This window comes from Streptomyces radicis (genome assembly GCF_003626575.1).
Lineage (GTDB): Bacteria > Actinomycetota > Actinomycetes > Streptomycetales > Streptomycetaceae > Streptomyces > Streptomyces radicis.
The window spans coordinates 401,608-415,731 of the sequence record NZ_RBDY01000001.1; the positions used below are offsets into that span (position 1 = coordinate 401,608).

Below are 14,124 nucleotides of genomic sequence, written 5' to 3' on the forward strand. Positions count from 1 at the left end.
TCGTCGCCCGTGGTGCGGGTCACAAACTACTGTCTCTGACCCGCACTTCGTGAAGTCGGTCGGTCGGCCGACGGGGAGCGGGAGGGGCTCCGCCCGTGGCCGCCCGGCATGAGCTGTGCGAGCAGCGGGAGTTGTTCCGGGTCGTCGAGGGCGGAGCCCACCGCGAAGCCGTGGCAGCCCGCGGCCAGGAACGCCGGGGCGTTGTGCGCGTCAAGGCCGCCGGTGGCCACGAAGCGCGCCCACGGGAACGGTCCGAGCTGCGCCGTGATCCACCCCGGCCCCAACTGGGCCGCGGGGAACGCCTTCAGCCAGGTCAGCCCGAGCGCCCGCGCCCGCGACACCTCCGTGGCCGTGGCCACCCCGGGCAGGTGCGGCAGGTCGCGCTCGGCGCACGCCTCGACCACCTCGGGCAGCAGCCCTGGCGCCACCGTGAACGCCGCGCCCTCCCGCGCCACTTCCTCGACCTGCTCGACCGTGGTGACCGTTCCGGCCCCGACCGACCTGCCGCGCTCGCGCCCCGCCGCGATCGCCGCCCGCAGCGAGGGCAGCGCCGAAGGGACGTGCACCGGCACCTCCACCAGGTCGATGCCCAGGTCCCACGCCCGGTGGCACGCGGCCACGGTGCGCTCGGGGTCGTAGCCGCGGAAGATCCCCATCACGGGCCCCGCGGCGAACGCCTTCTCGAAGTAGTCGGTCATGCCCGTCCTCCGGTCGTGTGCGGGGCCAGCCGGGGGCGCGAGCCCTCCGCCCAGCGCGCCCGCGGAATCCCTGTCCGCTCGCAGATCGTGTCCACGTCAGGCAGCGGGCCGTGGTCGCCGGTGCTGCGCAGCGCCGTCCCCGCGATCAGATGCCCGAGCCGCAGCCGCGCCCCGTGGTCGAGCCCGCGCAGCAGCCCGCTGAGCCACCCCGAGGCGAACGCGTCCCCCGCGCCCACCGGTTCCACCACCTCGACGGGCGGCGTGGGCTCGGCCACCACCGCGTCACCGTCGAAGCACACCGCCTCGGTCGCGCCGTCCTTCACCACCAGGCACGCCGGCGCGCCGATCAGCTCGCGCACCCCCGCCGCGTCGGCCACGCCCCACAGCTGCTGCGCCTCGTCGAGCCCGACGAAGACGACGTCAGCCGCCCTCGCGAGCCGCAGCAGCTCGGGAGCGGCGTCGCGGCGCCACAGTGTGGGCCTGTGGTTGACGTCGAAGCTCACCAGCGGCCCGCCGGGGGGCCGTTCCCCCAACAGCCCCTCCACCAGCGCGCGGCAGCTGTCGGACAGCGCCGGGGTGATGCCGCTGAGATGGATCAGCCGGGGCCCGGCCGCCAGGGCGGCATCGCCGGTGTCCGTGTCCATCCCCGAGGCTGCCGAGCCCGCCCGGTAGTAGTAGACCGAACTCCCCCCTGGCGCCGGGTCCTTGAAGTACACCCCGGTCGGCCGCTCGGGATCGCGCGCCACCAGCGACGTGTCCACGCCCGCGCCCGTCAGCTCGGAGAGCAGCAGCTCACCCAGCGGATCCGTGCCCACCCGGCCGCACCAGGACGCCCGGTGGCCCAGGCGCGCCAGGCCCATCGCGACGTTCGACTCCGCGCCGCCAGGGCGCATGTCCAAGGGTGAGCCGCCGTCGAGCCGCCCACCGGGGACGGGCGTCAGCTGCACCATCGTCTCGCCGAGGCAGACGGCGTCGATCGGATCCGGGGATATCGCCACCACGGGGGCATCGTAGTCACCGGGCCCTCTTCCCTGGGGCGCCGGGGTCTGGAAAGGTATGTTTCCCACACGTTGGCATAGGAACGTCCGCGGCCGGAAGCCATACTGGGGAGGGTGGGGCGCCGGCTGTCGGATTACGGGGGCGAGAGACGGGCGATGGTGGAACGCTCGCTGATCCATGGTCGTTACCAGCTGCTCGAGCTCATCGGGCGCGGTGGCATGGGCGAGGTGTGGCGTGCTCGCGACGAGGCGCTCGACCGGCGCGTCGCGGTCAAGTGCCTCAAGCCGCTGGGCACGCGGCAGGACGAGCAGTTCCTGCGGGTGCTGCGCGAGCGGTTCAGGCGCGAGGCCAGGGTGGCCGCCGGGCTCCAGCACCGCGGCATCACCGTGGTGCACGACTTCGGGGAGTCCGACGGCGTGCTCTACCTGGTGATGGAGCTGCTCGACGGCCGGAACCTCAGCGAGCTGCTGAGCGCCCGCCGCCCCGAGGCGCTGCCCGTCGGCGAGGTCGCCGACATCGCGCACCAGGTCGCCGCGGCGCTCGCGTACACGCACGCCCAGGGCGTCGTGCACCGCGACCTCAAGCCCGCCAACGTCATGCGCCTGCCCGACGGCACCGTCAAGATCCTCGACTTCGGCATCGCCAGGCTCGCCCAGGACATCGGCCTCAGCGCCAAGCTCACCAGCGCGGGGATGGCCATGGGCACCCCGCACTACATGTCGCCCGAGCAGATCGCCGGGCTCACCGTCGACCACCGCAGCGACCTGTACTCGCTCGGCTGCGTGCTCTACGAGATCGCCACGGGAGCGCCCCCGTTCGACCTCGGCGACCCCTGGGCCATCCTCCTCGGGCACCGCGACACCCCGCCCGAGCCGCCCCGTCTCCGCCGCCCCGAGCTGCCGCCGCAGCTCGACGCGTTCATCCTCGCGCTGCTCGCCAAGGACCCGGGCGAGCGGCCCGACGACCCCGCAGCGCTCGCCCGTGACCTGGTCGTCGCGCCCTGGCAGCACACCGCCGCGGCGCTGCGCGTCCCCGCGCCCCGGCCCACGGAGCGGCTGCCCGAGTGGACCCGTGGCATGCGCCCGGGGTCGCGCGCCAGCGGCTCCTGGTCCCTGCGGCTGCCGCCCCCCGACAGGACCGCGGGGCTCACGGGGCAGTGGACCGGGCTGCCGCCCGCCACCGTCGTCGAGGCGCCGCCCGCCGAGCGGCGCGGCCCCGCCCCCGAGTACCTGGCCGTGCTGACCAGCCGCCACCGCGCGGGGCTCAGCCTCGGCCGCCTCGGCCGCTGGGAGGAGGCGTGCGACGTGCACCGCGCCGTCGCCGCCGAGCGGGAGCGCGCCCTGGGCGGCGACCACCCCGACACCCTCGAGAGCCGCTACGAGACGGCCTACGCGCTCGGCCGCCTCGGCCGCTGGCGCGAGGCGCTCGACGGCCACCGGCACGTCGCCGACGCGTGCGCCCGCGTCCTCGGCCCCGACCACCCGGCCACGCTCGGCGCCCGGTACGAGACGGGCATCGCCCTGGGCAGGCTCGGCCGCCCCGCCGAGGCGCTCACCCTCTACACCGACCTGGTCGCCGCCCGCTCCCGCGCCCAGGGCGCGAGCCACCCCGAGACGCTCCGCGCCCGGCACGGCCGCGGTATCAGCCTGGGCAGGCTCGGGCGCTGGGACGAGGCCCTCGACGAGGCGCGCGAGGTGTGGGCCGTGCGCGGCCTCGTGCTGGGCGACGACCACCCCGACACCCTGGTGAGCAGGCGTGAGATCGCCGTGGCGCTCGGCTGGTTGGGCCGCTGGGAGGCGGCCCTCGAGGAGTACCGCGAGGTGCGGCAGGCCAGGGAGCGCGTGCTGGGGCCCGGCCATCCCGACGCTCTCACCAGCCGCAACGACGAGGCCCACTGCCTCGAACAGCTCGGCCGCGCGGGGGAGGCCGTCGAGCTGTACCGGCAGGTGGCGGCCCCCGAGGACCGGGGCGCCGCCGACCGCTGAGCGGCCGGGTACGCCCACGTACCATGGCCGCATGTCGTTTCTCCGCCGCCGCAACGCCTCTTCACCCGCCGGGCCCGACTTCGACGTGCTGGCCATGGACCCGGGCGACTGGCCCGGAGTGCTCGGCGCCGGGCTGCTGCCCGCGCCCGACGGGAGCTGCCAGGGCGTTGTGCTGCGCTACGACCTGTTCGGCGGGCGCGGCCCCGCCATGGTCATCGGGAACCTCCCCGAGGGCTCCCCGGCGCGCGAGGTGGCCGACGACGATGTGCCGTTCGAGGTCCACCAGTTGCTGCTGGCCCTGGAGATGGACGAGGAGGTGACGGCGACGGGCGTCGAGGAGGTGCCGGTGATGCACGAGGGCAGCCTGCTGATCGTGCGCCGCGTCAGCTGCTCGGAGGGCAGGATCTCGTGCGTCCAGTTCGACCGCAGCGACGGCGTGCTCGTCACCATCGCCAGCTGGGACCGCCCGATCACCGACGAGCTGTACCAGCTGCTCAAGCCCCTGCCCGCGGAGATGTTCCAGCGCTGATCGCGGCCCCGTTCTCCCGCGCGTCCTAACGCGCCCCCACCGCGGCCCGCACCGCCTTGCGCGCCACCGCCCAGTCGTCGTAGAGCCGCCGCAGCAGCTGTCGGCGCCGTTCGCCGAAGGACACCCCGCCGGGGGCGCGCTCCTGCTCGGCGGGCGCCGCCGGCCCCGGGTGGCGCATGGCGCGCTGCACCGCCTCCTCGCAGCGGCGGATGTCGCGGGTGAGCACGAGCATGAGGTTCACCAGGAACGCGTCGGCGCCGAGCGGCCCAGCCCCCTGCGCGGTCTGGCTGATCAGCCGCCTGAGGCCGGGCGCGTGCGGCAGCGCCGTCCACAGCCGCGCCAGGTCGTAGCCCGGCAGGTACCAGCCCGCCGCGTCCCAGCCGACGAGCACCGGGCCCGCGGGGGAGAGCAGCACGTCGTCGGGCAGCTCGCCGCCGTGGCAGAACTGCCGGGGCGGCCCGCCGCGCCCGCGCGGGGTCAGGGCGCGTAAGAGCGCGCCGAGGTCCCCGGCGTCGCGGTCGGTCAGCAGCCCCATGGCGTGGTAACGCGCCACCCGCGCCGGGTAGTTGACGACGTCGGGGAACGCGCCCCGCGGGGGCCGCCAGGCGTTCACCCGGCACACCGCGTTGAACGCCATCCGCAGGTCCGTCGTGGACGTGCCCGCCGCCGGGTGGCGCGCGGCGGCGCCCTGGCGCCCCGCCACGAACTCCGTGACCAGCACGCAGCCGTACGGGTCGTCGGCGATCAGCCTGGGCACCCGCACCGGCGGCCGGTGCCGCACGAAGAGGCGGTGCGCCGCGATGTCCCTGCGCAGGCCCTCGGCCGCCGTCCCGGCCGCGTCGGGCGGGCCCGCCACACAGGTGGCCACCACCGCGCGGCGCCCCGCCGTCCCCGCGACGACCACGCGCCCCGTGCCGTCGGCCAGCAGCCGCACCGGGCTGAACTCGGGGCAGAGGTCGTGCACGGACGCCAGCGCGGCGCGCAGCCGTTCCCCCCGTTCGCCGGAGAAGTCGAGGCGGCCCGCGCCCCGCGGTGTCCGCACGCCCCCGCGGGCGGGCTCGTCGTGTCCCGCGCCCGGCGGGCGCCCCAGTCGCGGACGCTGCCGGGGGATGACGGGGAGGGGTGCTGAATACATGGGCGGGCATGGTCCCTTCGTCTGCCGGAGGATGCCGGAAGGTCTGTCGCGCTCCCCGGCCCGGAGGGGTCATCGGCACCCTGGGGAAGTGCCGTCCGGCCCCGGTCCGGGGGAGCGCACACTCCACACCACTCCCTCCCACGGGTGGCACACCATGTGGCGAGACATGGCGGACCCTGGCGAATCGTCATGGGCCCCGTTTCCTGCGGTTAGTGTCAACTCAGCCGAGATCCTGGGGGCTTGACGTGAGCAGACGACCCAACACCCGCCTCGCGGACCTGTTCGGGCTCGCGGGGTGGTCCAAGGGCGAGCTGGCCCGGCTGGTGAACCGCCAGGCGGCCGCCCAGGGCCACCCCCAGCTGGCCACGGACACCTCGCGGGTGCGGCGGTGGATCGACATGGGGGAGACCCCGCGCGATCCGGTGCCCGAGGTGTTGGCGACGCTGTTCACCGAGCGACTCGGCCGTGTCGTGACCACCGAGGACCTGGGGTTGCGCCGGCCAGGCGACGCGGGCAAGCGGCCGTCCCTCGACGGACTGCCGTGGGCACCCCGCAGAACCGCCGCGGTCCTCACCGAATTCACGGGAATGGACCTCATGCTCAACCGACGCGGCATGGTGGGCGCGGGCGCCGCGCTCGCCGCGGGATCCGCACTCAGCGACGCCATGCACGACTGGCTCCTGGCCTCACCGGCCGGGGACGCCGGGCCCGACGGCGCCTCGGCCCTCGGCGACCCCGTGGGCCTCGACCGCTACGAGGCCGCGCCCGTCGGCCTCCAGGAGATCGAGGCGCTCGAACACTCCGTGGAGGTCTTCCGCGCGTGGGACGCCGCCAGGGGCGGCGGCCTCCAGCGCAAGGCGGTGGTCGGCCAGCTCAACGAGGTGGGCGGCATGCTCGCCTACCGCCACCCGCCCGCGCTGCAACGCCGCCTGTGGGGGGTGGCCGCCAACCTGGCGGTGCTCGCCGGGTGGATGTCCCACGACGTGGGCCTCGAGCCCACCGCCCAGAAGTACTTCGTGATCGCCGCGCACGCGGCCCGCGAGGGCGGCGACCGCCCCCGCGCGGGCGAGGCGCTCTCCCGCGCGGCCCGTCAGATGGTCCACCTGGGGCGGCCCGACGACGCCCTCGACCTGATGCAGCTGGCCCGTTCCGGCATGGGCGAGGGGGCGCTGCCCCGCACCCGGGCCATGCTGTGCACGATCGAGGCGTGGGCCCAGGCGGCCAAGGGCCAGGGTCAGGGCATGCGCCGGACGCTGGGTGAGGCCGAGGACCTGTTCGTCTCCGACCGGGGAGACGTGCCGCCGCCCAGCTGGATGCAGATGTTCGACGAGGCGGACCTGCACGGCATGGAGGCGCTGGCCTACCGCACGCTGGCCGAGCACGACCCCGCCGCCGCCGCGCCCGCCGAGCGGCACGCCCGCCGCGCGCTCGACCTGCGCGCCGGTGAGCGGCGGCGTTCGCGCATCTTCGACCAGCTGACCCTGGCCTCCGCGTGCCTCCTGGGCGACGACCCCGACCAGGCCGACCGCTACGCCAGGCTGGCGCTCGTCGCCATAGGGGAGAACTCCTCGCACCGGACATGGGACCGGCTGCGCGAGATGTACCGGCTCACCGGCTCCTACGTCCAGGACCCCGGCATCGCCCGACTCCGCGAGGAGATCGCCGAGGCGATGCCCGAACGGGCGCCGGGGGGCGACGCCATCGGCGTTCCCCACCTGGCGGGGGGCGCCGGGCTGGCGGGGCTCAGGATCTGACGCGCGCCACCAGGACGCACGCGTCGTCCGTCCGCCCGGTCTCGCCGCACGCGTCCACCACCACGCGCAGGCACTCGCCCGCGCTGGTGGCCGCGGCGAGCCGGGGGGCCAGGCCGATCAGCCTGGGCTCCCCGCCATGGCCCGTGCGGCCGTCGGGCGGGATGTCCGAAAACAGGCCATCCGTGTGGAGCACCAGCACATCGCCCGGCTCGAGCAGGTCGGTCCGTTCCGCGTAGCCCGCGTCGGTGACCGCGCCGAGCAGCGGCCCGGCGGGCCGGGGCAGGGCCCACCCGGTGGACCCGCGGCACAGCAGCGGCGCGGGATGGCCCGCCTGCGCCCAGGTCAGCAGCCCGCCCATGGGCTCCCAGCGGCAGCACAGGGCGCTCACCAGCACCGGGTGCACCCCGCCGTCGAGCAGCTGGTTGAGATGGGCGAGCAACGCGCCCGGCCCCGCCCCCGTCAGGGCGATGCCGCGGATCGCGCCCAGCGCGGTGGCCGTTCCCGCCACGGCGGCCGGGCCGCGCCCCGACAGGTCGCCCACGCTCAACACGCAGCCGCCGTCCGGGAGTTCGAGGGCGTCGTACCACTTGCCGCTCATCGGCGTCCCCCGCCGCGCCGGCAGGAAACGGGCGGCGAGCTCGAGCGAACCGGGCCGCCCCCGCACCCGCCCCGCCTCGGGCGAGCCCAGCCAGGGCGCGAGCGCCGACTCCTCCAGGTCGATCACCACGCCGTGCGCCGCCCCCACGGGGGCGCGCGGCCGCTCGGCCGCGCCGGCGCGCACCGCGGCGACGGCACTGGCCCGCAGCTCGCTCACATCGCGGATCACCGCCCACATGGCGACCGTTCCGCCCCGGTCGTCGAGCACCGGCTCGCCCGCCATCCGCACGGTGCGCAGCGACCCGTCGGGCCGCCTCACGCGGAACTCGCAGTCCACGGGCCGCCCGTCCACCAGACACCCGGTGACGGCCGCGGTGAGCGCGGGCTGGTCCTCATCGGGCAGCCACGACGGCAGCTGGTCAAGGGTGAGCGGGCCCTCGTCCACGTCCCTGCCGAAGATCGAGAACAGCTCGTCGGACCAGGCGACGCCGTCGGTCATGAGGTTCCACTCGGCGCTGCCGACGCGCATGCCGAGGCTGGCCCTGCCCGGCGGCTCGGGCCCGGCCAGCCGGGCGAGCTGGTCGGTCGCCTCGTCGAGGCGGTGCGCGACCATCGCCCACACGGCGTGCCGTATGCCGTGCCCGGTCCCGGCCGCCGCCTCGGCGAGCCGGACGGCGTCCAGGTCGTCGCGCAGGTGGTGGACGCGCTCGATGAGGTCGTCGAGCGTGGGCCCCGCGGGAACGTCGTTCGCGGGGTGATCCGGGTTGTGGGACGAGAGCATGACTGATCCCCGATACGGCGCGGTCGGGCCCCGAGAGGCCGAGCGGTCGGAGCGGACGACTCCAGACTGTTGCACAGCCTTCCCCTTCCGGTGAGAGATTCAGCCGCCCGAGGCGGCGGTTCCCGTGTGGAAGGTGTAGAACGGCTGTGACCGGCAAGGAGCCCGCCCAACGGAAATCCCGTTGCCAGCTCATCGCACGCACCGGATGCTGACTCATATGTTCGCCAGTCCGACCGAAACAGACATAGCGCCCAGCGGATCCCTCCTCGGGCTCCTCCAGCGAGGGCGCGGCGACGGGTGGCTGCACGCCCTCGCGGCCCCCAGGGCGGAGGCCGTCGCCGCGCTCGAGCGCTGCGTGCTGCACGATCCCCGCCAGGACTGGCAGCTGGAGCACCGCTCCCTCTACTACGCCCGCCTCTACGCGGAGCTCGGCGCCGACCTCGACGCCGTCGAGGCCCACCTCACCGATCCCGAGGACGCCCTGCGCGACGACGAGGAGCGCACCGGGCTCGCCCTGTCCGTCCTCGGCCACCTCACGTCGTACGGCGACCGCAGGGCGCTACGGCTGCTGCGCCGCTACGCCGTCTCGGGCGCCAACTGGCGCTGGGCGCTCGACGAGCTGGCCGTCCGCGACGACGACGCGGGGCTGCGCGCCCTCGGCCCGCGGATCCTGGCCCGCTTCCCGGCCGACGCGGCGGGCGAGGCGGCCCTGACCAGGGCCGTTCGCGACTCGTTCGAGCCGCGCCCCTGGCACCTGTGGGCCGGCGACCCGGCCCGGCCAGGACAGCGCGCCCGCCTCGAACGGGCCCTGGAGCACGGCGACTTCGACCGCTGGCAGCGGCAGCTGCGCCCCACGGGGCCGCAGCCGGGGTGGAGCGTCGCCTCCGTCCTGGAGTGGGCCCGCGAGGGCTATGAGCAGACCCCGCGGCAGTGGCGCGAGGCGTCGGCCGCGCGCTGCCTCGGCGCCGTCGCGGGCCCCGAGGACCGCGGCACGCTGCTGGCCGCCGCCGCCGAAGGACACCCGGCCGCCCGCGCCGCCGCGCTGCGGCACCTCGCCGAGCGTGGCGACCCCGACGTCTTCCCGCTGATCGAGGCGGGCGCGGTGGCGGCCGACGAGGACGTGGCCACGGCCGCGGTCACGGCGTTCGCCCGCATGCGCGGGGCCGCCGCGCTCGCCAGGGCGCGGCTGTGGGCCGAGCGCGCCGACGACCTCGGCGCGTGCGCCGCCGTCCTGCTCGCCGGGCGCGGCGGACCGCGGGACGCGCCCCTGGTGCTGGCCGCGCTCTACCGCGCGGTGCGCACCCACGGCACCGACGCGCGGGAGCTGCGGCCGCTGGTCGAGGGCGTGGGGCGGCTCGCGGTGCCGGGCGCGGTGCCGGTGCTGCGGCACGTCTACCGCGAGACGTCGTCCTCCCATCTGCGCGGCCACACGGCCACCGCGCTGGCCGCCACGGACGGCTCGTTCCCGGCGGGGTTCGCCGTCGAGTGCCTGTGGGACTGCGAGGAGGACACCCGCGAGGTCGGCGCCCGCTGCGCGACCACGGTGGACAGCCGCGTCGTCGAGCGCCTGCGGCGGCTCGCGACCGACCCGGCGGAGCAGGCCGGGGTGCAGACCGCGGTGCGGGGGCGTCTCGCGGGTCGCGCGGGCGGCCGATGAGCCCCTGGCGGTGATGCTCATGGGACGTTTCCCGAACGGACATACGGATGTGGGCGGGGGCACGCCGACGCCGGTGACAACTGCCCTATGCGCACCTCCCCGATGCGAGTCGCCATCATCACCGAGTCCTACCCTCCCGATGTCAACGGCGTGGCCCGCTGCGCGCTGGAGACCGCCCGCCACCTGACGCGGCGCGGCCACCACCCGCTGGTCGTCGCCCCCGCTCCCGCTCCCGCCCCCGGCGTCCGCGCCCGCCACGACGGCCCCGCTCCCGTCGTGCACGTCCCCTCCCTCCCGCTGCCCGGCTATCCCCAGGTCAGGGTCGCCCTCCCCAGCCGCAAGCTCGCCTCGGCGGTGGCCGCTCACCGTCCCGATGTCGTGCACCTGGCCAGCCCGTTCGTCCTGGGGGCCCGCGGCGCCTCCCTCGCCGTGCGGCTCGGCGTCCCCGCCGTCGCGGTGTACCAGACCGATCTCGCGGGCTATGCCCGCACCTACCTGGGCGCGGGCGAGCTGGCCGCCTGGCGGCGCATACGCGCCGTGCACACCGCGGCCGACCTGACCCTGGCACCCTCCACCGCCTCGCTCAACGCCCTTGAGGCCAGGGGAGTTCCCCGGGTCGCGCTGTGGGGCAGGGGCGTGGACACCGAACGCTTCACGCCCGACCGGCGCGACCCCGGGCTGCGCCGCGAGCTGGCCCCCGGCGGCGAGCAGCTGATCGGCTACGTCGGCAGGCTGGCGCCCGAGAAGCACGTGGAGCTGCTGGCCGAGGCGGCCGCCCTGCCCGGTGTGCGGGTCGTGGTGGTCGGCGACGGGCCGAGCGAGGGCGCCCTGCGCGCCGCGCTGCCTGGCGCCCACTTCCTCGGCCGGCGCACCGGCGACGACCTGGCCCGCGTGTACGCGTCGCTCGACGTGTTCGTGCACACCGGCCCTTTCGAGACGTTCTGCCAGACCGTCCAGGAGGCCCAGGCCAGCGGCGTCGCCGTGGTGGCCCCGGCCGTCGGCGGGCCGCTCGACCTGATCGACCACGAGGTCACGGGCCTGCTGGTGCCGCCCCGCGACCCGGCCGCCGTCGCCGGTGCCGTCGCCGCGCTGCGCGACGACGCCCCGCGGCGCGGCCGCCTCGCCGCCGCGGGCCTGGCCGCCGTGGCGGGCCGCACGTGGGAGGCCGTCGGCGACCAGCTGATCGGCCACTACGGCCGCGTGCTCGACGCCAGGGCGGTGGCCGTCAGGTGAGCGGCCGGAACGGTGCGGGGCTGCGCGTCGTCCGCCTCGCCAACTTCGTGGCCCCCGCCTCGGGGGGCCTGCGCACCGCGCTGCGCGAGCTGGGCACGGGCTACGCCGAGGCCGGGCACGAGCCCGTGCTCGTGGTCCCCGGCGAGAGCGCGGGGGACGTGATGACCGGGCAGGGACGGGTGATCACGCTGCCGGGCCGCGTGCTGCCCGGTACCGGCGGCTACCGCGTGCTGACCGACAGGCCGCGGCTGACCCGGCTGCTCGCCGAGCTCGCCCCCGACCGCCTCGAGGTCTCCGACCGCACCACGCTGCGGTGGACGGGGGAGTGGGCCAGGCGGCACCGGGTGCCTGCCGTGATGGTCTCCCACGAGAGCGTCGACGGCGTCCTGGCCACCTGGGGCCTGCCGGAGAGCCTGTGCCGAAGGGCCGCCGACCGCCTCAACCTCCGCACGGCGCACGCCTACACGCGCGTGATCTGCACCACGGAGTGGGCGGAGCGCGAGTTCCGGCGCGTCGGCGCGCGCAACGTCGTTCGCGCCCCCCTGGGCGTCGACCTGCGCCGCTGCCGCCCGGGCTTGCGCGACCGCGCGCTGCGGGACGAGCTGGCGGGGGGCGCCCAGGTGCTGCTCGCGATGTGCTCGAGGCTCTCCCCGGAGAAGCGCCCGGGGCTCGCCCTCGACGCCCTGGCCGAGCTGCGCCGCGGCGGCACGGACGCCGCGCTGGTGATCGCGGGCGAGGGCCCGCTCGGCGGCAGGCTCCGCGAACGCGCCAGGGCCGAGCGGCTGCCCGTGGCCTTCGCCGGGCACGTCGGCGACCCCGCGGACGTCGCCGTCCTCCAGGCGAGCGCGGACGTCGTGCTCGCCCCGGGCCCCGCGGAGACGTTCGGCCTGGCCGCCATGGAGGCGCTGGCCTGTGGCACCCCCGTGGTGGCGAGCGCCAGGTCCGCGGTGCCCGCCCTGCTCGGCACGGCGGGCACGCGCGCCGACGGCACGGGCCGCTCGTTCGCCGACGGGGTGCGCCGCCTGCTGGCCCGCCCCGAGCCCGACCGGCGCGCGGCGGCGCGCGCCCGCGCGGAGGAGTTCCCGTGGCGCGCCGCGGTGGACGCGTTCCTCACGGCCCTCGACGCCCCGCGCGTCCGCGCCACCGCGGGCGGCGAGCGATGAACGGGGAGTCCGAGCACCGGGGCGCGCGCCTCGTCGCCCTCGGCGACTCCCTCACCGAGGGCCTCGGCGACCCCCTGCCCAGGGCGTCGGGCGGCGCGGGGCCGCGGTGGCGGGGGTTCGTGCCGCTGCTCGCCGAGGGGCTGCCGCCCCCCGGCGGCGCGGTCCGCACGGTCAACCTGGCCCGCAGCGGCGCCCGTTCCGCCGATGTGGCGGGCGCCCAGCTCGCCGCCGCGCTGGCCCACAGGCCACGGGTGGCCTCGGTCATCGTCGGCGGCAACGACACGCTGCGCTCGCCGTTCGACATCGCCCGCACGGCCCGCGACCTGGACAGGGCCATCGGCGCGCTGACCGCGGACGGCGCCGTGGTGCTCACCGCGTGCCTCCCCGACCCGGGGCGCATGCTCCGGCTGCCGCGCGCCGTCACCGCGCCCCTCGCGCGGCGCATGCGGGCGCTCAACGACGTGGTGCACCACCTCTCCTGGCGCTACGACGCCGTGCACGCCCACCTCGCGGACCACCCGTGTGTCGCGGACAAGGCGGCCTGGAGCGTGGACCGGCTGCACCCGAGCGAGCTGGGGCACCGGCTGCTCGCCAGGGAGTTCCACGTGGGCCTCGCGGCGCGCGGCCTGGCCGCGGGCCGCCCGCCCTCGCCGCTCGCCGACCAGCCGCCGCCCAGGCCCACGGCGAGCGCCTGGTGGCTGGCCACCCGGGGCACCCGCTGGGTGGCGGCCCGCTCCACCGACCTGCTGCCAGGACTGGCGCGGCTCGCCCTGGTCGAGACCAGGCACCGCGTCGCCGGGACGCTGGAGACGCTCGAGCGCGCCACCAGGGAGGCGACCCGCGACGCCCTGCGCGCCACGGCGGGCCCGCCCAGGGCACCCACCCCCGCCCCGACCCGCGCACCGGCCGCGGTCCCGCCCCCGGCCACCGAGGAGAGCGCCCTGGGGATCCTCGACTAGCCACGGCCATCGCGGCGTTCAGAAGACGAAACCCTTTCCCGTCCGACCGGCGTGCGGGGCGAACAGGTCGAGCAGGCGCGTCCGGGCCGCCCGCACCCGGTGGGCGAGGATCTCCACGATCACCCGCAGCAGCGCGTAGCCGAACGCCGGGTCGCGGTCGCACAGCTCCTGCACCTCCGCGCCGTCGAACCGGTAGGCCCGCACGGGGCTCAGCGCCTCGGCGCCGAAGTCCCACTCGTACGGCGGGAAGAGCCAGGACCAGCCCAGCAGATCGCCCGAGTCGAGGGACGACACCGCCGTCGGCCGCGTTCCCGAGAGGCGCAGGTCGAGCGTCACCGTCCCCGAGCGGAGGATCCAGAACTCGTCGGCCCGCCCCTTCTCCTCGAAGATCCGTTCCCCCTGCGCGAACGAGACCTCGGAGGCCACCTCCATGAGCCGGTCGCGGTACTCGGCGGGGAGCACGCGCAGCAGCCGCCGTGGAGCCGTCATCTCCGAGCCTCCTCCCGGTCCCGCCGGTGCCCTCGTCCTGCCGGTGCCCCGTCCTGCCATTGGACCCCGAACGGCCCATTCCCGCATCCCGGAACGGTGCAGGTGAAGTCGCCGCGCGCCCCCGTGTCCTGGACAGTGGGGGCTC

At 76.5% G+C, this 14,124-nt stretch carries 12 protein-coding genes; 7 read left to right on the plus strand and 5 right to left on the minus strand.

What is annotated here, in order from left to right:
* Positions 1–26: 26 nt before the first annotated feature.
* Entirely contained in the window at positions 27–698 is a 672-nt protein-coding gene (locus D7318_RS01830; RefSeq protein WP_120695016.1) for a bifunctional 4-hydroxy-2-oxoglutarate aldolase/2-dehydro-3-deoxy-phosphogluconate aldolase, read from the minus strand.
* Positions 695–1,699: a sugar kinase gene (locus D7318_RS01835; RefSeq protein ID WP_230423252.1), complete on the minus strand. Its 1,005-nt coding sequence runs from the start codon at positions 1,697–1,699 to the stop codon at positions 695–697. Before D7318_RS01835 ends, D7318_RS01830 begins: the two co-directional genes overlap by 4 nt.
* Before the next feature lie 153 nt (positions 1,700–1,852).
* On the opposite strand from D7318_RS01835, the gene D7318_RS01840 reads away from it, so the two are divergent.
* Positions 1,853–3,682: a serine/threonine-protein kinase gene (locus D7318_RS01840; RefSeq protein WP_120695017.1), complete on the plus strand. Its 1,830-nt coding sequence runs from the start codon at positions 1,853–1,855 to the stop codon at positions 3,680–3,682.
* A gap of 31 nt (positions 3,683–3,713) precedes the next feature.
* Complete coding sequence (locus D7318_RS01845) at positions 3,714–4,211, plus strand: hypothetical protein (protein WP_120695018.1); 498 nt, start codon at positions 3,714–3,716, stop codon at positions 4,209–4,211.
* A 25-nt stretch (positions 4,212–4,236) separates the two neighbouring features.
* Here the strand turns inward: D7318_RS01845 and D7318_RS01850 are convergent, their stop codons facing one another.
* Positions 4,237–5,346 (minus strand): phosphotransferase, encoded by a 1,110-nt coding sequence (locus tag D7318_RS01850; protein WP_120695019.1) that lies wholly within the window; start codon positions 5,344–5,346, stop codon positions 4,237–4,239.
* A 245-nt stretch (positions 5,347–5,591) separates the two neighbouring features.
* On the opposite strand from D7318_RS01850, the gene D7318_RS01855 reads away from it, so the two are divergent.
* Entirely contained in the window at positions 5,592–7,100 is a 1,509-nt protein-coding gene (locus tag D7318_RS01855) for a DNA-binding protein NsdB (protein ID WP_120695020.1), read from the plus strand.
* On the opposite strand, the gene D7318_RS01860 is transcribed toward D7318_RS01855, so the two are convergent.
* Positions 7,090–8,478 (minus strand): SpoIIE family protein phosphatase, encoded by a 1,389-nt coding sequence (locus tag D7318_RS01860; RefSeq protein WP_120695021.1) that lies wholly within the window; start codon positions 8,476–8,478, stop codon positions 7,090–7,092. The two genes, D7318_RS01855 and D7318_RS01860, sit on opposite strands and share 11 nt — an antisense overlap.
* A 217-nt stretch (positions 8,479–8,695) precedes the next feature.
* On the opposite strand from D7318_RS01860, the gene D7318_RS01865 reads away from it, so the two are divergent.
* The 4 genes from D7318_RS01865 (at position 8,696) to D7318_RS34535 (ending at position 13,490) form a co-directional block, all read left to right on the plus strand.
* Positions 8,696–10,135: a HEAT repeat domain-containing protein gene (locus D7318_RS01865; protein WP_120695022.1), complete on the plus strand. Its 1,440-nt coding sequence runs from the start codon at positions 8,696–8,698 to the stop codon at positions 10,133–10,135.
* 102 nt (positions 10,136–10,237) lie between these two features.
* Entirely contained in the window at positions 10,238–11,368 is a 1,131-nt protein-coding gene (locus D7318_RS01870; protein ID WP_120695226.1) for a glycosyltransferase family 4 protein, read from the plus strand.
* Positions 11,365–12,531, plus strand: coding sequence for a glycosyltransferase (locus D7318_RS01875; RefSeq protein WP_183091232.1), 1,167 nt, complete (start codon positions 11,365–11,367; stop codon positions 12,529–12,531). The genes D7318_RS01870 and D7318_RS01875 overlap by 4 nt, the downstream gene beginning before the upstream one ends.
* On the plus strand, positions 12,528–13,490 hold the full coding sequence (locus tag D7318_RS34535; RefSeq protein ID WP_120695023.1) for an SGNH/GDSL hydrolase family protein: 963 nt from the start codon (positions 12,528–12,530) through the stop codon (positions 13,488–13,490). The genes D7318_RS01875 and D7318_RS34535 overlap by 4 nt, the downstream gene beginning before the upstream one ends.
* A gap of 18 nt (positions 13,491–13,508) precedes the next feature.
* Here the strand turns inward: D7318_RS34535 and D7318_RS01885 are convergent, their stop codons facing one another.
* A complete protein-coding gene (locus D7318_RS01885; protein ID WP_120695024.1) occupies positions 13,509–13,979 on the minus strand; it encodes a Crp/Fnr family transcriptional regulator in 471 nt (156 codons plus the stop codon).
* Between the last annotated feature and the right edge of the window lie 145 nt (positions 13,980–14,124).